This is a genomic window from Streptomyces sp. NPDC050674, assembly GCF_040654575.1.
In the GTDB taxonomy this organism is placed as follows: Bacteria; Actinomycetota; Actinomycetes; order Streptomycetales; family Streptomycetaceae; genus Streptomyces.
Genome location: NZ_JBFAIG010000002.1, coordinates 521753 through 542506, shown reverse-complemented (window position 1 = coordinate 542506; position 20754 = coordinate 521753). Strand labels below are relative to the sequence as shown.

General features: G+C 70.3%; 20 protein-coding genes. 12 read left to right on the top strand and 8 right to left on the bottom strand.

What is annotated here, in order from left to right; genetic code table 11:
• The first annotated feature begins 5 nt into the window (after positions 1–5).
• From AB0I06_RS05895 to AB0I06_RS05885, 3 genes are read left to right on the top strand one after another with little or no spacing between them, the layout of a single operon-like run.
• The gene (locus AB0I06_RS05895) at positions 6–1295 is read left to right on the top strand and encodes a peptidoglycan-binding protein (protein WP_363117488.1); all 1290 of its coding nucleotides are present in this window, start codon (positions 6–8) and stop codon (positions 1293–1295) included.
• Positions 1292–2002 carry an ABC transporter ATP-binding protein gene (locus tag AB0I06_RS05890; RefSeq protein WP_363117487.1) on the top strand — a complete coding sequence of 237 codons (711 nt, stop codon included), beginning with the start codon at positions 1292–1294 and terminating at the stop codon, positions 2000–2002. Before AB0I06_RS05895 ends, AB0I06_RS05890 begins: the two co-directional genes overlap by 4 nt.
• Positions 1999–3309, top strand: a complete 1311-nt coding sequence (locus AB0I06_RS05885) for an ABC transporter permease (protein WP_363117486.1) — start codon at positions 1999–2001, stop codon at positions 3307–3309. Before AB0I06_RS05890 ends, AB0I06_RS05885 begins: the two co-directional genes overlap by 4 nt.
• Before the next feature lie 102 nt (positions 3310–3411).
• Here AB0I06_RS05885 and AB0I06_RS05880 read toward each other — a convergent pair whose 3' ends face one another.
• Positions 3412–3771: an SH3 domain-containing protein gene (locus tag AB0I06_RS05880; RefSeq protein WP_363117484.1), complete on the bottom strand. Its 360-nt coding sequence runs from the start codon at positions 3769–3771 to the stop codon at positions 3412–3414.
• Positions 3772–4072: 301 nt separating this feature from the next.
• Between AB0I06_RS05880 and AB0I06_RS05875 the strand changes: the two genes are divergently transcribed.
• Positions 4073–5710 (top strand): ATP-binding protein, encoded by a 1638-nt coding sequence (locus AB0I06_RS05875; RefSeq protein WP_363117483.1) that lies wholly within the window; start codon positions 4073–4075, stop codon positions 5708–5710.
• Between the two features lie 9 nt (positions 5711–5719).
• Here AB0I06_RS05875 and AB0I06_RS05870 read toward each other — a convergent pair whose 3' ends face one another.
• Together AB0I06_RS05870 and AB0I06_RS05865 are read right to left on the bottom strand one after the other, a co-directional pair.
• On the bottom strand, positions 5720–6439 hold the full coding sequence (locus AB0I06_RS05870) for a response regulator transcription factor (protein WP_363117482.1): 720 nt from the start codon (positions 6437–6439) through the stop codon (positions 5720–5722).
• Between the two features lie 38 nt (positions 6440–6477).
• Positions 6478–6732 carry a hypothetical protein gene (locus AB0I06_RS05865; protein ID WP_363117481.1) on the bottom strand — a complete coding sequence of 85 codons (255 nt, stop codon included), beginning with the start codon at positions 6730–6732 and terminating at the stop codon, positions 6478–6480.
• A gap of 708 nt (positions 6733–7440) precedes the next feature.
• Between AB0I06_RS05865 and AB0I06_RS05860 the strand changes: the two genes are divergently transcribed.
• The 4 genes from AB0I06_RS05860 (at position 7441) to AB0I06_RS05845 (ending at position 10800) form a co-directional block, all read left to right on the top strand.
• Positions 7441–7995 (top strand): hypothetical protein, encoded by a 555-nt coding sequence (locus AB0I06_RS05860; RefSeq protein WP_363117480.1) that lies wholly within the window; start codon positions 7441–7443, stop codon positions 7993–7995.
• Positions 7996–8138: 143 nt separating this feature from the next.
• Positions 8139–9458, top strand: a complete 1320-nt coding sequence (locus AB0I06_RS05855) for a hypothetical protein (RefSeq protein ID WP_363117479.1) — start codon at positions 8139–8141, stop codon at positions 9456–9458.
• Positions 9455–10036, top strand: coding sequence for a hypothetical protein (locus AB0I06_RS05850; RefSeq protein ID WP_363117478.1), 582 nt, complete (start codon positions 9455–9457; stop codon positions 10034–10036). Before AB0I06_RS05855 ends, AB0I06_RS05850 begins: the two co-directional genes overlap by 4 nt.
• Positions 10037–10047: 11 nt before the next feature.
• Positions 10048–10800 (top strand): ATP-binding cassette domain-containing protein, encoded by a 753-nt coding sequence (locus AB0I06_RS05845; RefSeq protein WP_363117477.1) that lies wholly within the window; start codon positions 10048–10050, stop codon positions 10798–10800.
• A 211-nt stretch (positions 10801–11011) separates the two neighbouring features.
• On the opposite strand, the gene AB0I06_RS05840 is transcribed toward AB0I06_RS05845, so the two are convergent.
• Positions 11012–11887 (bottom strand): hypothetical protein, encoded by an 876-nt coding sequence (locus tag AB0I06_RS05840; protein ID WP_363117476.1) that lies wholly within the window; start codon positions 11885–11887, stop codon positions 11012–11014.
• Positions 11888–12555: 668 nt separating this feature from the next.
• Positions 12556–13083: a YbjN domain-containing protein gene (locus AB0I06_RS05835; RefSeq protein WP_351636630.1), complete on the bottom strand. Its 528-nt coding sequence runs from the start codon at positions 13081–13083 to the stop codon at positions 12556–12558.
• 164 nt (positions 13084–13247) lie between these two features.
• Between AB0I06_RS05835 and AB0I06_RS05830 the strand changes: the two genes are divergently transcribed.
• Positions 13248–13724 (top strand): hypothetical protein, encoded by a 477-nt coding sequence (locus AB0I06_RS05830; RefSeq protein ID WP_363117475.1) that lies wholly within the window; start codon positions 13248–13250, stop codon positions 13722–13724.
• A 4-nt stretch (positions 13725–13728) separates the two neighbouring features.
• Here the strand turns inward: AB0I06_RS05830 and clpB are convergent, their stop codons facing one another.
• Positions 13729–16326: an ATP-dependent chaperone ClpB gene (gene clpB, locus AB0I06_RS05825; protein WP_363117474.1), complete on the bottom strand. Its 2598-nt coding sequence runs from the start codon at positions 16324–16326 to the stop codon at positions 13729–13731.
• A 104-nt stretch (positions 16327–16430) separates the two neighbouring features.
• Here clpB and AB0I06_RS05820 point away from each other — a divergent pair, with 104 nt between their 5' ends.
• Positions 16431–16847, top strand: a complete 417-nt coding sequence (locus AB0I06_RS05820; RefSeq protein ID WP_363117473.1) for a TIGR03618 family F420-dependent PPOX class oxidoreductase — start codon at positions 16431–16433, stop codon at positions 16845–16847.
• 167 nt (positions 16848–17014) lie between these two features.
• On the opposite strand, the gene AB0I06_RS05815 is transcribed toward AB0I06_RS05820, so the two are convergent.
• A complete protein-coding gene (locus tag AB0I06_RS05815; protein WP_030846386.1) occupies positions 17015–17350 on the bottom strand; it encodes a hypothetical protein in 336 nt (111 codons plus the stop codon).
• 303 nt (positions 17351–17653) lie between these two features.
• Here AB0I06_RS05815 and AB0I06_RS05810 point away from each other — a divergent pair, with 303 nt between their 5' ends.
• Both AB0I06_RS05810 and AB0I06_RS05805 read left to right on the top strand, forming a co-directional pair.
• Positions 17654–18676, top strand: coding sequence for a helix-turn-helix transcriptional regulator (locus AB0I06_RS05810; protein WP_363117472.1), 1023 nt, complete (start codon positions 17654–17656; stop codon positions 18674–18676).
• Complete coding sequence (locus AB0I06_RS05805) at positions 18673–19659, top strand: helix-turn-helix transcriptional regulator (RefSeq protein WP_363117471.1); 987 nt, start codon at positions 18673–18675, stop codon at positions 19657–19659. Before AB0I06_RS05810 ends, AB0I06_RS05805 begins: the two co-directional genes overlap by 4 nt.
• Here the strand turns inward: AB0I06_RS05805 and AB0I06_RS05800 are convergent.
• The gene (locus AB0I06_RS05800) at positions 19622–20653 is read right to left on the bottom strand and encodes a helix-turn-helix transcriptional regulator (RefSeq protein ID WP_363117470.1); all 1032 of its coding nucleotides are present in this window, start codon (positions 20651–20653) and stop codon (positions 19622–19624) included. The genes AB0I06_RS05805 and AB0I06_RS05800 overlap by 38 nt on opposite strands.
• Positions 20654–20754: the final 101 nt, after the last annotated feature.

Below are 20754 nucleotides of genomic sequence, written 5' to 3'. Positions count from 1 at the left end.
CGGTCATGCAGACCGATCACGAGCGCGGGGCGGCTCCCGCGCCGCCGCCGCGCGGACGGCGCGGCCGGCGTACGGTCCTGGTGACCTCGGCTCTGGCCGTCGTGGCGGCAGTCGCCGTGGTCGGTGCGCTGGGCCTCGGCGGAGGCGGCGCGCAGGACGGCTCCTCCGCCCCTCCCCGCTCACACTCCACCGTCCCGGTCACCCGCGCCACGCTGACCGAACGCACCACGGTGGACGGCCAGTTGGGCTACGGCACCGAGATACCGCTGCCGGTCAAGGTGACGGGCACCGTGACCTGGCTCCCCGGGGAGAGCAGCACGGTGAAGCGCGGCGGCACTCTGCTGCGCGTCGACGACCGGCCGGTGGTGCTGCTGTACGGGACGCTGCCGATGTACCGGGAGCTGGGCCTGACCGCGAACACCCGGCAGGACACCCGGCAGGGCACCCGCCAGGACGCCGGGACCGAGGGGGACGCGCGGGGCGAGGCCGGCCAGGGCACGGCTGACCAGGGCCCGACGGGCGACGCCTCCGGCGCCCCGGCTCCCTCCGGATCGCCGACGCCGGGTGGCGCCGGGGCCGGACGGACAGCGGGCACTCTGCGCGGGATGGACGTCCTGCAGTTCGAGAGCAATCTCGCCGCTCTCGGCTACACCGGCTTCACGGTCGACGAGGAGTTCACCGACCTCACCGCCCGCGCGGTCGAGCGCTGGCAGAAAGACCTCGGGCTTCCCCGGACCGGCACGGTCGGCGTCGGGGACGTCGTCTACTCCACCGGCAAGGTGCGGATCGGCCACGCGGGCGTCCGGCTCGGCTCGGCGGTCACCGAGGACGCCCTCACGTACACCGGTACGTCTCGGAAGGTCGTCGTCAACGCCTCGGCGGCGGAGGACTCCTGGGCCGTGCGGGGCGCCACCGTCACGATCGGGCTGCCCGACGGGAAATCGGTGAAGGGCGAGGTGGCCTCGGTGGGGAAGAAGGCGACCGCTCCCGAGGAGGGAGGCGGCGAGGGGGGCTCCGGGGCACCGACGGTTCCGGTGACCATCACCATCAAGGACCAGGAATCCGTGGGAAGGCTGGAGAGCGCGCCGGTCACCGTCGAGTACGTGGGGCGGGAACGGGCGGACGTCCTCACCGTCCCGGTCGCCGCGCTGGTCGCCCTGGCCGAGGGCGGCCACGGCCTGGAGACCGCGGACGGCCGGTTCGTCGCGGTGAAGACCGGACTCTTCGCGGACGGCCGGGTGGAAGTGAGCGGAAGCGCGGTTCGCGAGGGCATGAAGGTGAGGATCCCCGAGTGAGCGGAGCGTCGGCGGTCGTGGAGTTCGACGCGGTCTCCAAGACGTATCCCGGTGGTGTGGCGGCGGTACGGGACGTGACCTTGCGCATCGGGCGGGGCGAACTCGTCGCGGTCGTCGGCCCGTCGGGCTCGGGCAAGTCCAGCATGCTGAACCTCATGGGCAGCCTCGACCGGCCCTCCGCCGGGCGGGTGCTGGTCGACGGCCACGACGTGGCGAAGCTGACGGACCGTGAGGTGTCGGCGCTGCGGGCCACCCGGATCGGCTTCGTCTTCCAGCAGTTCCATCTGGCGGTGGGCGTCCCGGTCCTGGATTCGGTGGCCGACGGGCTGCTCTACGCCGGGGTGCCGCTGCGCCGCCGCAGGTCCAGGGCGGCGGTGGCACTGGAACGGGTCGGCCTCAGCCACCGCGTCCACCACCTCCCGCACCAGCTGTCCGGCGGCGAGCGCCAGCGGGTGGCGGTGGCCCGGGCGGTGATCGGCGAACCGGCCGTCCTGCTGGCGGACGAGCCGACCGGCAACCTGGACTCCGCTTCCGGGGAGGCCGTCCTCGGTCTGCTGCGCGAGCTGCACGCCGCCGGGACCACGGTCGTGATCATCACCCACGACCGGGAGATCGCGGCCGGGCTGCCCCGCCGTATAGAGATGCGCGACGGCCGCGTGGTGGCGGACACCGCGACCGCGGACGCACCGAACGAGGCGGTCCGATGACCGACGGCACGACGAACGGCCTGCCCATGGACGACGCCCCACCCACCATGCCGTCCGGCGCCCGCGGGGACGCCGGACGTGACCGCGGACGGGCGAACGGTGCCGTCGGTGGCACGGGCGGCCGGCTGCGGGCCGCCCGCCTCGGTCCCCGGGACGTCGTGCGGCTCGGTGGGACCGGGCTACGGACTCGTCCCCTGCGGGTCTTCCTCTCCGCGCTCGGGATCGCGATCGGCGTCGCCGCCATGATCGCGGTGGTCGGGATCTCCGGCTCCGGCCGGTCGGAGGTGGACCGCCGACTCGACGCGCTCGGCACCAATCTGCTGCGGGTCGCCCCCGGCGACACGCTCGACGGCACCGAGGCCAAGCTGCCTCACGAGGCCGTCGCGATGATCGGCCGCGTCCCGCCCGTGCAGCAGGTCGCCGCCACCGGCGCGACCGACGCACACGTCTACCGCAATGAGCACATCGCCATCGGCCGCACCGGCTCCCTGGAGGTCCTCGCGGCCGACAGGCACCTGCTCCCGGCCGTCGGCGGCCACGTCCGCCGGGGCCGCTGGCTGGATTCCGCGACCGAGGAGTACCCGGCGGTCGTGCTCGGCTCCACGGCGGCGCGGCGGCTCGACGTGCACGCGCCGGGGACCCGGGTCTGGCTCGGCGGCCGCTGGTTCTCCCTCGTCGGCGTCCTCGATCCCGTACCGCTCGCGCCGGAGCTCGACAGCGCGGCACTGGTCGGCTGGCCGGCGGCCCGGACGTACCTGCGCTTCGACGGCCATCCGTCGACGGTCTACGTCCGCGCCGAGGACAGCCAGGTCGCGGAGGTACGGGCCGTGCTGCCGGCCACGGCGTACCCGGAGAAACCGGGCCAGGTCCGCATCTCCCGGCCCTCCGACGCGCTCGCCGCCCGCGAGGCCACCGAGTCGGCGCTGACCGGGCTGCTGCTCGGCCTCGGTGGCGTGGCCCTGCTCGTCGGTGGGGTGGGGGTCGGCAACACGATGGTCATCTCGGTCCTGGAACGGCGCCCGGAGATCGGCCTGCGCCGGGCGCTGGGGGCGACCCGCGGCCAGATCCGGACCCAGTTCGTGACGGAGTCACTGCTGCTGTCGCTCATCGGCGGCCTCGCCGGGACGGTGCTGGGGACCGCGATCACGGCGGCCTACGCCCTCAGCCGCGGCTGGCCGACGGTCGTCCCGGCCTGGGCGAGTGCGGCGGGGATCGGCTGCACCCTCGTCATCGGCGTGATCGCCGGACTGTATCCGGCGGTACGGGCGAGCCGGCTGTCGCCGACGGAGGCCCTGTCCGGCTCCTGAAGCCCGCCCGTCGCAGGGGTCAGGGGCGGCCTCGACGAGACCGCCCCTGACGCACTGTCGGTCCGGCCCGCTCGTCACTCCGGCGGGAATGCGGCCGACGTACTAGAAGCCGCAGTACACGAGGCTGCCGCCGTCGCTCAGCAGGTCGTCGCGGACCCAGCCGGACGTACCGGTGGTGTCGTTGCGGAGGTACGTCCAGGTCTCATCGGTGCTGCCGATGCGCGTGTAACAGTGGTAGTCGAGGCGGTGGGTGTTGTAGGCGATGCCGTTGCTGGCGCAGCCGGTGCTGGATCCGCTTCTCTCGTTGGCGCCGTTGGCCGTCCTGTTCCAGGCGCTGCTGTCCATGTCGGACGCGGTCCTGCCGCAGGACGCGGCCGCGGTGGCCGGGGTGGAGAGGGCGAGCGGGACGGCCATGGCCACCGCCGCCAAGGCGGGTACGACAGCCGCGATTCGACGCTTCACTTTTAACCCCCATGAATGCGTTCCCTGTCGGCACTGCTCCCCAGGCCGTTGAATGACACCTGAGCGAAACAGCGACCACTGCATCAATCGGTGTGCGAGTGGCGTCAGTACGATCACAGCCCAAAAGACACTGAAGAAAGCATTCCGCCCTCAACCGTCCAGTAATTGCCCATGCGAGACCGAAAACACCGGAAGAGGAAATGCGCCATTCCACAGTCCTTTCGTCCGGGAGCGCCCTCTTGACGAACATCCCGGTCCCGTCGAGCACACACGTCCCGGCGGGTGGGCGGGGTGGCACGCGATGAGCTTCCGGCTCCGGGTACTCGGCCTGCTGATGCTGGTCGCGATGGCCGCCACCGCCGCCACCGCCTGGCTGACCCTGCGTCAGGCGAACCGCCAGGTCCGGGAGAGCGTCACCGCGGGACGGCAGGAGGTCTCCCGGATCACCGGCGACCTGCGCGCGTACGGGTTGGCGCACGGCACCTGGGAGGGCCTCTCGCCGACGGTGAGGCGCCTGGCCGAGGACACCGGCCAGCGCATCCGGGTCGCCACCGAGAACGACGTCCTGCTCGCCGATTCCGACGCGCTCCAAGGCCGTGCCCCCCGCCCGGTGAGCGACCAGCCGCCCGTGCTGGTCGACCCGCGTCCCCTGGTGCGGATCCCCGCGGGACAGCCACCGCGGACCTCCATGAAGCTGACGGCGACCGCGATCGCCCAGTACCGGGCCGAAGCGGCGTACGCGGCCTGTCTGACCCGGGCGGGGGCCGAGGTGACGGCCCGGCCGGACGACACCGGAGTGCCGCGGGCCGGCACGGCGCGGCGGCCGGAACAGTGCAAGCAGCCGAAAGGCGAACCGGACCCGCAGACTCCGAAGGACCTCGAGGTGATCCGGGCATGCGAGCCGGAGCAGCAGTTCATCACCTGCCTGCAACGGGTGTTCAAGGAGCGCGTGGGCTCCGCCGCCCCGCCACGCCTGGTGATCCGTCTCGGCGTCCGGGACGAGTCCCCGCCCACTCTGGCCGCGGCACCCACGATGGCCGTGGCGGGCGGCGTCGCCCTCGCCGCCGTGCTCGGCGCCCTGTTCCTGAGCCGGGCGGTGCTGCGCCCGGTCCGTGCCATGACCCTGGCCGCCGGGGGGCTGGGCGAGGGAGACCTGGGGCGGCGAGTCCCCGTCTCCGGCCGGGACGAGATCGCCCAACTGGGCCGTGCCTTCAACCGGATGGCCGAATCCATTCAGGCCGGCGAGCAACGCCAGCGCCGCCTCACCGGTGACATCGCCCATGAGCTGCGCACCCCGCTGGCCAATCTGCGCGGCTATCTGGAGGCCCTGCGGGACGGGGTCGTCGAGCCCACCCCCGAGCTGCTCGATTCCCTCCACGAGGAGGCACTGCTACAGCAGCGGATCGTCGACGACCTTCAGGATCTCGCGCTGGCCGAGGCCGGTGCGCTCACCTACCACCGGGTGCGCGTCGACCTGCGTGAGCTCCTAGAAGCAGCCGGCACCGCTCACCGGGCCCAGGCCGACGCGGCAGGTGTCGCGCTGCGGCTGGAGGCGCCGCGGCCCGTGGACGTCATGGCCGACGCCGACCGGCTGCGCCAGGTCGTCGGCAATCTGGTCGGCAACGCGCTGAGGGCCACGGCGCCGGGCGGCACGGTGGCACTGGTCCTGGGACGGCACGGCGATTGTGCGTTGATGAAGGTGCGGGACACCGGAAGCGGGATACCCGCCGAGGATCTGCCGCATCTCTTCGACCGTTTCTGGCGGGCGGACGCGGCACGGGGCCGCGCCACCGGGGGAAGCGGCCTGGGGCTGTCCATCGCCCGCCAGATCGTGACGGACCACGAGGGAACGATAGACGTGGAGAGCGCCGTTGGCGTCGGCACGACCTTCACCGTCACCCTCCCCGTCGCCCGGCCGTCGCCGGCCGACGCCGGCTGACCGATCCCGTCAGGGCCCCGCGAGCGCTTGGGCCGGCGCTGAGCCTTCCACCAAGCGGTATCCCCGGCCGTACACGGTCTCCAGATGGCGCGGCCGGGCCGGGTCGTCCCCCAGCTTCCGGCGCAGGTTGCGCACGTGAGCGTCCACCGTGCGCTCGAGTACATCGCTGTCGAAGCCGAAGGCGCGCTCGATGATCTGGGCCCGGGTGAACACCCGCCCGGGCTCGCGGGCCAGAGCCTCCAGGATCGAGAACTCCTTGGAGGTCAGCGCCACGGGACGGCCTGCCACCCGGACCTCGAAGCGGGCGGTGTCCAGTTCGACCACGCCGACCCGCAGCACCTCGCTCCCGGCCGCGCCGCCTTTCCTGGAGCGCCGCAGCAGCGCCCGTACCCTCGCGGTGAGTTCGCGGGGACTGTAGGGCTTGGTGAGGTAGTCGTCGGCCCCCAGATCGAGGCCGAGGAGCATGTCCTCCTCGGTGCTGCGGGCGGTCAGCAGCAGAATCGGCACCTCGAAGGCCTCGGCACGCAGGATGCGGCATACGTCGAGTCCGTCGACGAGCGGCAGCATCACGTCGAGCACGATGAGATCCGGCCCCGTCGAACGCGCCCGTTCCAGCGCGGCCCGGCCGTCGGCCACGACCTGCACCGCGTGGCCTTCCCGTTCCAGATAGATCCGGATGAGACGAGATTGTTTTTCGTCGTCTTCGGCGACCAGAATGCGCGCGCTCAACGCTTCTCCTCAGGAGGCCCTGCACGATGCCGGCACCGTCAATACCAACGCGCCTCCGGAATTCCCTCCTCCGGAATTTCCTCCTCCGGCAATTCCCGGGAGGCCGCGCTCACTGAACCGTACCGCGAGCCGGGCCGCGCTTCGGTGTGGATGGTGATCACTTGATGGTTCCAGCACGCGATCGCCGAGGCGCTGTCGCTGCCCCCGTACTTGGCGGACTTACGGGCCGACATGCCGGCCAAGCGGACCTGCTGGCGGCGGGCCTGGAGGAGGCCGGGTTCCGCATCTTCCACCCCTCGGGCACCTACTACGCGTTCTGCAAGCGGACGGGGGTGCTGGGGGAGGCGGCGAAGCGGCTCGGGGCGGCGCTCTGGTGGCTCCATCGAAACGTTGGTCAGCCATGGACACGGCGTTGGCTGAGGTCTGCCCGTCTCCGGGGTCCGCTGAGTCCAGCTGCCGTTCGCTACGTAGATTCAGTCGAGCTCATCGCGCGGAACCGTGGCGTCGGACGACTCGGTCGCCTGTGGCACCTGTTGCGGCGCCGAGCCCTTCCCAGCGGGGCGCGGGCGGGTGAGGTTGCCTCTGACAGTCAGCCCCGTGGCGTTTACTTTCGGTCACCATCGGTTTCGTCAGCGCCTGTTGCCCACCCGTCTGTCCACACGGGCATCACACGTGGTGCAGGGAGGAGGGTGCGAATCGACGGTTCGAGCCGGACGTCCGCAACAGGTGATTTCGCGTCAGTAGAGAAAGAAACTCTTGTTCGAGTTTGTCAGTGCGTGCCTAACATGATCGCGTGCCGGGCGGATCTGACCCATCTGCCGCAGTGCACATCGACCAGTTACCGGGGGAACACTGTCGTTACGGGGGGATTTCATCATGCCCAGAGCCAGGTACCTGGCTACGGCCGCACGCTGCCCTGCCTTCGCGTGCTCCTTCACGGACTGGACGTACTGACTTCTGTCGTGAGGCAGAAGTCATGACCATCATCCAGAGGAGAACACGTGCGAGAGCTCAAAAACCAGTTACGTGCCGGCCTGATCGCTGCTGTCACCGCCGCGGCGCTGACCGGCACCGTCACGGTCGCGAGTGCGGGTGACACCGCGCCGGTGAGCGAGGACGCCCACACGTTCAACCCCAACGAGGAGGGGCTTTTCGAACTGCAGGCCCCCGCTGACAACAGCGGGAGAGTGCAGGTCCGCAACTTCACCAGTGAGCTGACGGGCTGGGCGCCGGGCTCGAAGGAATCGCGTCATTGGGCGGACAACGACTACACCGAGATCCAGTTCACCACCTGCGAGATGTTCGGCGCGACGGGCCGGTCCGTCGGGGTGAAGCTGTGGCAGGCCATCCCGTTCTCGCGGGACAAGGACATGGGCACGAAGACGTTCACGAACTGCTTCAAGGGCGACGGCAAGACGTCGAAGGGCGAGTGGAGCGCGCACTACGACGGGGGCGACAACCGGTACTTCACCATCCCCGAACTCAACGGTGCCGACTACACCCACGCCCAGATCAACGTGAAGAAGGTCTACGTGGACACCACCAAGGCCGATTGAGCGTCTTCTTCAGCGCAACTTCGTTGAGGCCGGGAGGCGCCGCACGGTGCCCCCCGGCCCGCTCCTGCTTGAGAACGGTGTCCTCTGTGAACCTACGAGCCCGCCTGCGCACGACCCCAGCGGTGTGGACTGCCCCGCTATGGGTGGGGATTGTTGTCTTTTACTTCTTCCACGCCCTCCACCTCGAGGATCCGTACGAAGAGGTCATCGCCGGCCCCCTGTGGGCGCCGCAGCAGGTGACGCAGTCCTTGTTCTACTTCTATGCCTTCGCCTATGCCGTCACATGCGGGCTGTGCGTGTGGGAAGGCGGACGTCTCAAGCGGGACGGCGTGTGGACCCTCGCACCGGGGCGCTCCCGGTTCCGGGTTGCCGCCGATACGCTTGCCCCGGCCGTGTGCGCGGGCTGGCTCGTCCTTGGGTTACCGGTCGTGATGCGCCTGATCGAAACACGACTGATCCCTACGCCGCAGGCCCTTGCCCCGCTCCTGCTCGGGATGGGTTTGGTGGTGGCGTGGGCAGTGATCGGCTGTGCGCTGGGGCAGTTCACCCCGCGGCTGATCTCCGCGCCGCTGTCCGCCGTCCTGGTCTACTACCTGATCACCCAGACGGGTCAGGTGGACCCGGTGTGGCTGCGCCATGTCTCCGGCGCTCCGGACACGTCGCTGGACTTCGGCGAGCAGTACCGGGCGCTGACGCTGCTCGTTCCGTTCCTGTTCACCGGGGCCGTGGCCTCGGCCGTGGCCGTTTGGTGGCTGCCCGCGAGACGCGCGGTGCGTCACGGCACTCGCGCCGTGGCCGGTGTCGCCGCAGCAGTCGTCATGGTGCTGTGCGCCCACACGGCCTCCGGCTGGGGTTACGGCAATGGTCCGATCAGTGCCGGCCACGCACCCGGCCTGTGCACCGGGTCCGCTCCACGGGTGTGTGTCGCCGCCACCGGCGGGGCCCAGGACCGGCTGGACGAGGTCCATGGCGAGATCAGTCGGTCGATCACCGCGCTCCGCGAGGCAGGCGTGAACGTCGCAGTGCCCAGGACCGTCTCGGACAGTTTGCTCACAGGTCGCCACAAGAAGCGTTCGACCCAAACCGAGTGGTGGCTGCCCCTGTCCCATCAGGCGGGAGACAACGGGCCCGGGATGAGCGGAGTCCGCTACGGAGTGCTGCTCACGGCGGTGCGGTTCCCCTGTTCCTTCCCTCAGTCGTTCGAAGCCGACCAGCCGGTGGACTGGGTGGTCAACCACGATGCCGCAATGCTGTGGGCCGCACTGGTCATCAAGGCCGACGACCCTTACCTGGCCTGGCGCCGTGGCGAGTACGGCGGCACGTTCAAGAACGCGGACCAGGTCCTGGCGAAGGTCGAACAGCGAGCTCACAACGCCCGCCGGCTGCCGGCAGACCAGCAGGGAGCCTGGTTCCACAGGGAACAGCAGAAGGCCTGCCGCCACGCGCAGGAGACCACGCGGTGACTCTCTGGCTCAAGGTTCGCCGTGTCCAGGCTGTCCTCCTGCCGGCACTTGTCGTGTTCACCCTGATCACCGCAGTGGCACACGACCAGTATGTCCGGCTTCCGAGCCTGCTCTCCGCAGGCGGGAATCGGATATTTCTCCTCCAGCTGGTGCCGCTGATCCTCACCTCCACGCTTGCCCACAGCCTTGCTCAGGCTGTGCCCGAGATCGAGGCCACGGCGCAACGCAACATCCGCGCCTTGGACATGACTCTGATCGGCGCCATCGTCACGGCTGCCGTTCTGGCTTGTCTGGCCGTCGGCCAGATCACCGGTTCACAGGAGGTGACCATGGCGGGACGCAACGCCATGTTCCTCACCGGGCTCATGCTCCTGGGTCGAACGATTCGCGAGCAGGCCGCCACCGCGCTCCCGGTGGGCTGGGTGTTCGCCGTGATGTTCGTCGGCTACCGCGACTTCCACCGCCCCTGGCCGTGGGCCGTCACCCTCCACCCCGCCGACTTCATGCCCACGTTCGGCTTCTGCCTGCTGGTCTTCGCCGGAGGGCTCATCCTGCACACCCGCGCTCACCGCGTCTGAAAGGCACCGTCATGTCGATTCGCCTGGAGTCCTGCACCTTCGGATACGGACGCGGCAGCCGGCCGATTCTCACCGACCTCACCTACGCTCTCCCTGACGGCTTCACTGTCCTGCTGGGCCCCAACGGCGCTGGCAAGTCCACCTTGCTGAAGCTCGCCAGCGGCCTTCACCGCCCCCAGTCGGGATCCGTCCGCATGGGCCGCCTGGCATCTCACGATGCCGCCTTCCTGAAGCGGGTCGCGTGGATGCCGCAAACCATCACGCCCATGACGGGGCTCACTGCCCGGGAACAGGTCGCCTACACAGGTTGGCTCAAGGGCATGGGCAAGTCGGAAGCCTGGGAGGCCGCACTCGTCGCCCTGAGCCGCGTCGACATGGCGGATCGGGCCGCCATCAAGACGAAGCAGCTTTCCGGAGGCCAGCTCCGCCGCGTCGGAGTCGCCTCCGCCCTTGTCCACGGTGCCGACGTTCTCCTGCTGGACGAGCCGACCGCAGGCATGGATCCCACTCAACGGCGCGTGTTCCGCGACCTGATCGTCAGCCTCGCCACCGCTGAGGTTCGCGTCCTGATGTCCACTCACGACATCGCTGACCTCGCGGAGGAGGCGAACCAGGTCACCGTCCTGCAGAACGGACGGATCGCCTTCACCGGCCCGACCCAGGACTTCCTGGCCCATGCTCCGTACGACACTCCTCAGGCACGTCGCGCCGAGACGGCCTACGCCGCGGTCTCAGCCCTGCCCACCGCGCAAGGGACCCGCTGACCAAGCGATCCATGTCCTTCCAGGCCACCGGCTCAGGGGGCGCGCAGGCGCGTTCTCACAGCCATCCCAGGCCTGGACGGGCAGAACCGTCCGGCAGGGCGTGATCCAGTCTTCGTCGGCGACGTCCCGCCTGTCGTCGCGCCACCGGGTTCCGCCCCGTCGCACATCAAGGCTGCCCCCCGGCGCGGAAACAGCACACCCGCTCACCGGCTCAGCCCGCCGCCCGCAGACGCTCCTCGGCGAGGCGGTCACGGCAGGTCCGGCAGTGTCCGGGCGCCGGGGCGCGGAAGGCTCGCTCGCAGCCGTCGCAGGTCTGGAAGGGCAGCACGGCCGGGCGTTCGGCGGTCGGGGGCGACGGGAGCGGAGGCGGCGCCGGCAGCGGCGTTTCCCTGAGCCGGAAGGCCAGGACGCTTGCCGGCCGGGCCCGGAAGCGGTCGGGGAGCCGTACGGTCAGCAGCTCGGTGATCTCCCGCGGCCCGACTCCGGCCGCCAGCCACTCGGTGACGGCCGGTGCCAGGCGGGCGGCCTCCTGGGCGGAGAGGACGAGGCGGGGGTCGACCCGGCGGAGGGAGGCCAGTACGGCGACGGCCTCCGGGGCCGCGTCGGCGAGGGCGGGTGCCGGGCCTGTGGGCTCCTCAGGAGCGGGAGCGGGCGTCGCGGTCCGTCGGGTCTCCGGGACGACGGGCTGCTTCCGTGGCCGCGGCTTCGGCGGCCCGGGCGGGTCCGGTGGGCCGTCGCCGCCGGGCACGTCGTAGAAGTACGTCCGGGTGCGGACCTGCCCGGTGGGCGTGCGTTCGCGGCGGCGCTCCAGGTATCCGGCCGATTCGAGTTCCCTGAGTGCGCGCGAGATGAGGATCTCGCCCTCGCTGAAGTGCTCGCACAGGGCGGTGATGGTCACCGGGGAGCCGTCGGGCAGGGAGGCGATGTACGCCGCGACGCCGATCGTGACCGCGCTGCCGCGCCGCTGGGCGAGGGCGTTGGAGATCACCGTGAAGTCGGCGGTGAGGCGGGTGCGCACGTGGATCACGCCGGTAGTCGGAGCTCCGGCGTCGGCGCGCAGGGGCGCGTTAGACTGCGGATCAGCCATCGGGAAGGGTTCACTTCCTGATCGGTCAGGCCCTCGATCGGGATGCCAGTCCCGGCCGGGGGCCGTATCTGTTTGCGGTTGTCGCGGCGAACGTAACGGCCCGTTACCCGCCCCTGCAAGCCGGTCACCCGGACGGGTGACGCCCGCCTTCCGGCGCGGGGAGGGTGGGTGGGCGGGTGGTTCTGTCCCCGGTTCTTTCAGGAGGTCAGTGGCCTGCCGGACCCTCGCGGACAAGGGCCCGGTGATTCCGGAGGCCGCCTCGGGGACGGTGGTGCCCGGCCTTCAACTCGGCTGTGAAGGCGGCCCGGGAGGCGACGTCGGAGCGCAGCGCTCGGGTTGGTCGGGGTAGATCAACCGCACGCCGCCGCCGATCACCGGGAAGCAGCTCAGCAACAGGGCGAAGCGCGCGAACCTCGCACCGCCCTCCCAGTCGGCTGGAGGCCCCAGGACCAGCCAGAACGCGAGCCCCGCCCCCGTGATCACCACCGTTACGCCCAGTAACCGGCGCACCTCTTGCTCCCTTGTGTGCGATCTTCAGTCAGCGGTTCACTCTATTCACCGGAGACAACGGCGCGGGGCCGGGCCCAGCGTGCGGAAAAGGCAAACGGCGCGTGCAGCGCGTACCCGTTCGTACGCACCGACGCGCCGCAAAGGCCGGGGCGGGAGGCCTACTCGTCGTCCTCGGGCTTCTCCGCCTCGTTGATCTCCTCTTCGAGGCCGAGCTGCTCGACGAGCCACTTGTCGAACTCGATCGCGGCGCGCACCCAGCTCACCGTCGAGGAGACGAAGTGCTCCAGGCTGACGCCCATGCCGATCAGCATCTGGGCCTCGCCGATCAGGCGGACCGTGCCGTCGTCGTGGGTGTGGCTGTAGACCTTGGGCCACAGGGTGCGGCGGTTCCAGTCGTCGATCGACTCGAGGAGCTGCGGCTTGGCCTCGATCTCGTGGGGCCGGTCGTAGAACGTCCGCACGGAGAAGACCTGCTGGTCTCCCTCACCCCGGAACATGAAGTAGGTGCGGAACTGCTCCCACGGCGCCGCGAGGTCTCCCTCGTCGTCGACGACGTACTTGAGCTCCATCTGGTCGAGGAGCTGCTTCACGAGGTCCTGATCCGGGACGACGGGGCCGGCCGGTCCGCCGGGCTGCGGCTCGGGCTGGCCCCCGAAGTTCGGAATCGAGGACGGGTCGATGGTCACCGTGAATTTCCCTTCGTACGGATTCCGCCATCCTCCCCCATGCGGGGAGGGGGGTGGCAAGCCCCGACTACCCCGCTAAGCCCATGGCTGACACGATCCGGTCAACCGCAACCTCCGAGTACCCGTAACCGTCCTCCTGAGCAGTCGGCGAAAGGGGTGATGCGGTGCGGTCAGCGGACCGAGGTCGTACCCGGTGGGGGATCATCCTGCCGTTCCTGGCACTGCCGGTCGTGGTGCTCGGCGTCCTGATCGTCGGCCTGTTCTTCCTGGCGTACTCGCCCGACGACGGCACCCGTGCGGGTGCGGCGGCCACGGTCCCCTGCACCGAGGCCCTGGCCTTCGGCGCCGCCGAGGCCCCCCGGCACGCCCGTGTCCGGGACTGCACCGTGCAGCGGGGCATCGACACGTCATACTCGGCGGTGCTGCGGATGCCCCGCGAGGACGTGCGCGGCTGGCTGCGCGAGACCTACCCGGACGCCCCTGAGCCGCGCACCGGCGGCGGAGCGTGCACGGCGCTGTGCCTCGACCTGACCCACGAGAACGGCCTGCCGGGCACGGCGGAGGCCCACGTGGTGCAGGTTCGGGTGGAACACGAGAACGCCGAGACCGCGCTGGTGCGCTTCTCGGCGTTCACGATGTGACGTCCTACAGCGTCTTGCCCGTGGCCGGGCCGACCAGGAGGCCGTCCTCGTAGCGGTCCACCCGGACCGTGTCGCCGTCCTTGATCTCCCCGGACAGGATCTCCTTGGCGAGCCGGTCGCCGATGGCGGACTGGACCAGGCGCCGCAGCGGACGGGCGCCGTACGCCGGGTCCATGCCCTCCTCCGCGAGCCAGGCAAGCGCCGCGGGTGTGATGTCGAGCGTGAGACGCCGCTCGGCGAGCCGCTTGGCCAGGCGCTCCAGCTGGAGCTTCGCGATGCGCTCCAGCTCGGGCTTGGTCAGCGCGGAGAAGACGACCAGGTCGTCCAGGCGGTTGAGGAACTCCGGCTTGAAGGAGCTGCGCACCACCTCAAGCACCTGTTCCTTCTTCTCCTCCTCACTGGTGAGCGGGTCGACGAGGAACTGGCTGCCGAGGTTCGACGTCAGGACGAGGATGGTGTTGCGGAAGTCGACCGTGCGGCCCTGACCGTCCGTCAGCCGGCCGTCGTCGAGCACCTGGAGCAGGATGTCGAAGACCTCGGGGTGCGCCTTCTCCACCTCGTCCAGCAGGACGACGGAGTACGGACGGCGCCGCACGGCCTCGGTGAGCTGGCCGCCCTCCTCGTAGCCGACGTATCCGGGCGGGGCGCCGACCAGCCGGGCCACGCTGTGCTTCTCGCTGTACTCCGACATGTCGATGCGGACCATCGCCCGCTCGTCGTCGAAGAGGAAGTCGGCCAGGGCCTTGGCCAGTTCGGTCTTGCCGACGCCCGTCGGGCCGAGGAAGAGGAAGGAGCCGGTGGGCCGGTCGGGGTCGGCGATCCCGGCGCGGCTGCGGCGTACGGCGTCGGACACCGCGCGCACGGCCTCCGTCTGGCCGATGAGCCGCTTGCCGATCTCGTCCTCCATGCGCAGCAGCTTCTGCGTCTCGCCCTCCAGCAGCCGCCCGGCGGGGATGCCGGTCCAGGAGGCGACGACGTCGGCGATGTCGTCGGCGCCGACCTCCTCCTTGACCATGGTGTCCTTGGCGACCTCTTCCTCGGCCTCGGAGGCGGCCTCCAACTCCTTCTCCAGGGCGGGGATCTCGCCGTAGAGCAGCTTGGAGGCGGTGTCGAAGTCGCCGTCGCGCTGGGCGCGTTCGGCCTGGCCGCGCACGTCGTCGAGGCGTTCCTTCAGCTCACCGACGCGGTTGAGGGACTGCTTCTCCTTCTCCCAGCGGGCGGTCAGGCCGCGCAGCTCCTCCTCCTTGTCGGCGAGGTCGCGGCGCAGTTTCTCCAGCCGCTCGCGGGAGGCCGCGTCGGTCTCCTTGCCGATCGCCAGCTCCTCCATCTTCAGCCGGTCGACGGCCCGCTGGAGTTCGTCGATCTCGACGGGCGAGGAGTCGATCTCCATGCGCAGCCGGGAGGCGGCCTCGTCGACGAGGTCGATGGCCTTGTCGGGCAGGAAGCGGGAGGTGATGTACCGGTCGGAGAGCGAGGCGGCGGCGACGAGCGCGCGGTCCGCGATCTGCACCTTGTGGTGGGCCTCGTAGCGGCCCTTCAGCCCGCGCAGGATCGCGATCGAGTCCTCGACGGTCGGCTCGGCGACCAGCACCTGCTGGAAGCGCCGCTCCAGGGCGGGGTCCTTCTCGATCCGCTCGCGGTACTCGTCGAGGGTCGTGGCACCCACCATGCGCAGCTCACCGCGCGCGAGCATGGGCTTCAGCATGTTCCCGGCGTCCATGGCGGAGTCGCCGCCGGCACCGGCGCCCACGACGGTGTGCAGCTCGTCGATGAAGGTGATGATCTGCCCGTCGGAGTCCTTGATCTCGGCGAGGACGGTCTTCAGCCGCTCCTCGAACTCGCCCCGGTACTTGGCGCCGGCGACCATCGCGCCCAGGTCGAGCGCGACGAGCCGCTTGTCCTTCAGGGACTCGGGCACGTCGCCCTTGACGATCCGCTGGGCGAGCCCCTCGACGACGGCGGTCTTGCCGACGCCGGGCTCGCCGATCAGCACCGGGTTGTTCTTGGTGCGCCGCGACAGCACCTGCACGACGCGCCGGATCTCCTGGTCGCGTCCGATGACCGGGTCGAGCTTCCCCTCGCGCGCGGCGGCGGTGAAGTCGGTCCCGAACTTCTCCAGGGCCTTGTACTGGCCCTCGGGGTCGGCTGTGGTCACGCGTCGCTGCCCTCGCGTCTTCTGGAAAGCGGCCTGGAGCTTCTTGGCGTCGGCCCCCTGCTGCGCCAGCACCTCGCCGGCCGCTCCGCCCTTCGCGGCGATGCCGATGAGCAGGTGCTCCGTGGAGAGGTACTCGTCGCCGAGGTCCTTGGCGCGGGCCTGCGCGTCGGCGACGACGGCGAGCATCTCACGGTTGGGCTGGGGCGGCGCGACCGTCGACCCGGTCACGCTGGGCAGCCCGGCGAGGACGCGCTCGGCTCCGGCGCGCACGGCGGCCTGGTCGGCGTCGACCGCGGCGAGCAGGTCGGTGATGTTCTCGTTGTCCTGTCCCTGGAGCAGCGCGAGCAGCAGGTGGGCCGGGGTGAGGTCGGCGTGCCCCTCGGTCACGGCCCGGTTGCTGGCAGCGTTGATCGCGTCCCGGCTCCGGTTGGTCAGCTCGGCGTCCACGTTCGCGTTCTCCTCCTTGCACTGACCCGAACGGCTTGCACAAAGTTGAGTCTAGTCCACTCAAGGACGGTTGTGGGAGGGCCGGAGGGTCTAAGTTCCGGGGCATGGCGACCAAGTACTCCGTGGACCCGGGCGCTCCGGACCCGTCGTTTCTCGGCTTCTGGCGGGAGCGGCACCTGTGCACCCTGACGACTCCCCGCCCGGACGGCACACCCCACCTGGTACCCGTCGGGGTCACCTACGATCCCGAGGCCCGTCTGGCCCGGGTGATCACCAACAGGGCGAGTGCCAAGGTGCGGTACGTGCGGGCGGCCGGGGAACAGGGGGCGCCCGTCGCCGTCTGCCAGCTGGAGGGCCGTCGCTGGGCGACGCTGGAGGGCCGGGCCTTCGTCCACGAGGAGCCGGAGCGGGTGGCCGAGGCGGAGCGGCGCTACGCCGAGCGCTACGGCAGGACGCCGTCACCGAACCCGGCGCGGGTGGTGATCGAGATCCGGCTGACGCGGGCGATGGGGCGAGGTTGAACGAAGTGAATATCCACACCGGGGATCGACAGGATCCGGCCACCGCCGGATGGGGCCGATACCGGTACATGTCCCGGAAAACTGCAGCGGCGTCACCGTGTTCAGGTCACGGTGACGCCGCTGCGGGGGGAAGCGCCTGAGCGATCTGTTACGACGGGGGAATCGCGTCAGGCACTGCGGGGGGTGGCAGAGATGGTCCTCGGGGCAGGGGAGTCGGCCTCCACCTGCTGGTGGTCCCGTTGGTCCAGGTTCACAAAGATCATTCCGTACCGCACGGCACATCGCACTGGCTGCGGCGCCCCCCGAGGCCGCCGCAGACACCGGTAAGCCCGTACGTCCTCGTCATCGTCCCGCGTGACGACCACCGGCTCACCGAACACGGTCACCATCAACGAGTCACCGCTGTGGGGGATGGCGGTGACCAGGTCGATGAAGTGCCAGCCGGAGCGGTAGGCGGTGGCCATTTCACGACGGAAGGAGCGGTCGTCGGGTGGAGTGGTCACATCAACGCTCCGAGTCCGCGACGATCGCCGGCCAATGACTGTCCGCCAGGACATCGCCCTTGACGTCGCTCGTAACGCTCTCCGGCCAGTGACTGTCAGCCCGGGTATCACCCTTCGCGCCGGAGTAACCCAGCACTCCGATGACAGCGACGGCGGAGAGAGCGGCAGCAAGCACCGAGCGAAGCAGTCTCTTGCGCATAGTCGGCTTCGTCCTCACTTGTGAGTCTCCTCTTCCCCCGTCAGGTAAGACGATGGCTCATTCGAACACATCATGGCCACACAATCGGTGCATCATGTTCCTGCATGTTCAGGACCCTGGGGGGTGGAGATTTCGTGGCAAATCAGACTAAGGCGACGCATCCCCATGCGGTCACCGAGCTGTGCGAGGAAGGTAACCGACTTTATGCGAACGCCCTGCGTGCAGGGCGGATCGCCCGCACAGACGTGACGACAGCGCCTTGTCTGGTGCAACTCGCCCTTCTTCACCCGGACCCGGATGACGAAGACTGGCTACGGCCGGTGCCGCCGACGGTTGCGCTCGCCGAGCGGCTGCACCCGATCGAGCGCGACATAGCGGAACGCCGACGGTTGTCGATCAAGATCGCGGACGCGTTCGAGCCGTTCATGGCCCTGGGCGCCCAGGTGACGGCGACCGACCACTCGATCACGGTGCTCGAGGGCGGCGACCGGATCAATGCCGCCCTCAACCTGGCCACGGCCCAGTGCCAGGTCGAGATGCTCACCATCCAGCCCAGCGACGACCGCTTCTCCGAGCGCAGCCTCACCCAGGGGCTCGAGAGGGACCGGGCCATGATCGAGCGGGGCGTCCGGATCCGAACCCTCTACCAGCACACGGCGCGCTACAGCCCGCAAAAACTCGCCTATGTGGCACAACTTGCGAACGGCAAGGCGGAGTACCGCACGATCGACGAGGTGGTGGAACGGCTCATTGTGTGTGACGGGACCGTCGCGTTCATTCCGGCCCGTGACGACCAGCAGGTCGCCCTCGAACTCCGCCACCCCGGACTCGTCAGGTACCTGGTGAAGGTGTTCGAATTCATGTGGAGTCGTTCGGTCCCGCTGAGCGCCGGCGCCCCTTATGGACCGGCCGCGGACGGCATCACGGACATCCAGTACTCCATCGCCAAGCTCCTCGTCGAGGGTCACGTCGACGAGGCCATCGCCCGCCGTCTCGGCATGAACGTGCGCACCTGCCGGGCCCACATCGCCAAGCTGGCGGCCACCCTCGGCAGCGGCAGTCGTGCCCAACTCGGTTACCTCATCGCGCAGTCCGGAATCCTGGAGTCGCAGGGCACGGCGCCGTGAACGCGCGGCACCTTGAGCACGGCACGGAGGACCTGTGCTCCGTGGGCACGGACCTGTACGAACAGGCACTGCACCAGGGGCGGTTACCGGCCGCGGCCGCCGAGGCGGCCCCTTGTCTGCTCGCCCTGGGTCTGCTGCGCCCCGCCCTCGACGACCCCACCCGGGTGGAGCCCGTCGCCCCGGTCGTCGCGCTGCACCGGCTGCTGCGGAGCTCCGGGGAACGGATCGCGGGCGAACGGCGACGCGAGGCACGGCTGGCCGAGACGTTCGGCTCCCTCATGCGGATCGCAGGCCCGCATCCCACGGCCGACGGCACTCCCACGATTCAGCTCCTCACCGGCACAGAGGGGATCAACCAGGCCATCACCGACGCGATGGCCGATGCCTCCGAGGAACTGATCACCGTCCAGCCCCGCACCGGCCTCACCGGCGAACGCGGTCAGGCCGCCGACGCTGCGTCGCTCGGCCGTGACCAGGCAGCGCTGGACCGCGGTTGCCACATACGCACCCTGTATCCGCACACGTTGCGCCACTTCCCGGTCATCGTGGCCCGTTGCGAGCGCCTGAAGGGCGACGTTCAGATCCGCACACTGGACGAAGTTCCCGACCGCCTCATCCTCATCGATCGCACGGTGGCCTTCATCCCGGTCGGCGAGGACGGCAAACTCGCCCTGGAAATACGGCATTCGGCCATCCTCGATCACCTGGCCGTCACCTTCGACCGCCTCTGGCGCCTGGCCACCCCCATGTACCCCGAGGCCGCCCCCCAGCCCTCCCACAACGGCATCACCCCCCGCCAACGGGCCATCGCCGCCCTCCTGACCGAAGGCCACACCGACGCCGTCATCGCCGACCGGCTGGGCATGAACATCCGTACCGCGCGTGTCCACATCGCCAAGCTCGCCGCGACGCTGGGCAGTCAGAGCAGGGCCCAGCTGGGCTTCCTCATCGCACGCTCGGGGATTCTTGACCAGGACCACTGAGCGCGGAGCGCTGCGGGCCGTCCAGGCCCGCCTGGGCGATGCGCACGCCCAACTGCGTACGGCTGGCCGCCCCCAGCGTCTCCGAGAGCCGCGCGATGTGCGCCCGGCACGTCCGCACGCTGATGCCCAGCCGCTCCGCGATGACGGCGTCCTGGTGCCCCTCCGCCAGCAGCGCCGCGATCGACTGCTCCCGGTGGGAGATGCCCTCGATGCCCGTCTCGGGGAGCGGGGCCGTGAGGGGGATGGCGAGGCGCCACAGCCGCTCGAAGATCGTGACGAGGTACTCGACGAGCGCGGGGTGCCGTAGCTCCAGGGCCATCGTGCGGTCGGAGTTGGCGGGGATGAAGGCCACCGTCCGGTCGAAGAGGATCAGCCGGTCGATCACCTCGTCCAGCGTGCGCGCCTCCACCGCGTCGCCCATCAGCTCCAGATACGTCAGCAACCCCTGCCCGTGCCGGGCGACATGGGTGTACAGGTCCCGCATCCGCACGCCCCTGCCCCGCAGCGCCAGCGCCCGGTGCAGGCCCTCCGAGAGCTCCGCCTCGCGGCGGATGCCGCCGGGCTGGACCGTGAGCACCTCGGCCGTGCAGGCCTGGGTCGCCTCGTCCATCGCGGCCTGGATCCGGGCGAGTCCGTCCAGCACCCGGATCGCCGGGCCCTCCGACGCCGCTGCGGCCGGCCGCACCTGACGGCCCAGCCCGGCGTACCACTCGACGGCCGTGACGGCCGAGCCCAGCCGCCGCTGGCTCGCGCTCACCTCGTCGTACATCCCGCGCAGCAGCCGGGTCATGACCTCCTGCGGGGAGGTCGGCACCAGCCAGTCCATGTCGTCGGGGTCCGGGTGCAGCAGGGCGAGTTCCAGCAGGCAGGGCACCGGTTCCGCGTCCCGGCGCGGCACCCGGCCGCGCCGTACGGCCCGGGAGTACACGCGGTCCCCGGCGTCGCACAGTCGGTCGGCACCATGGGGATGCTCATCCGCCCCGTGCCCGGCCATCGCCCATCCCACCCCCGGTATCCGCCGTCTTTCCGCAGCGCAACTATGCGCGGACGGGGCGTGGTCCGCAACACGGCTCGACCACGACCGAACCGCTTTCC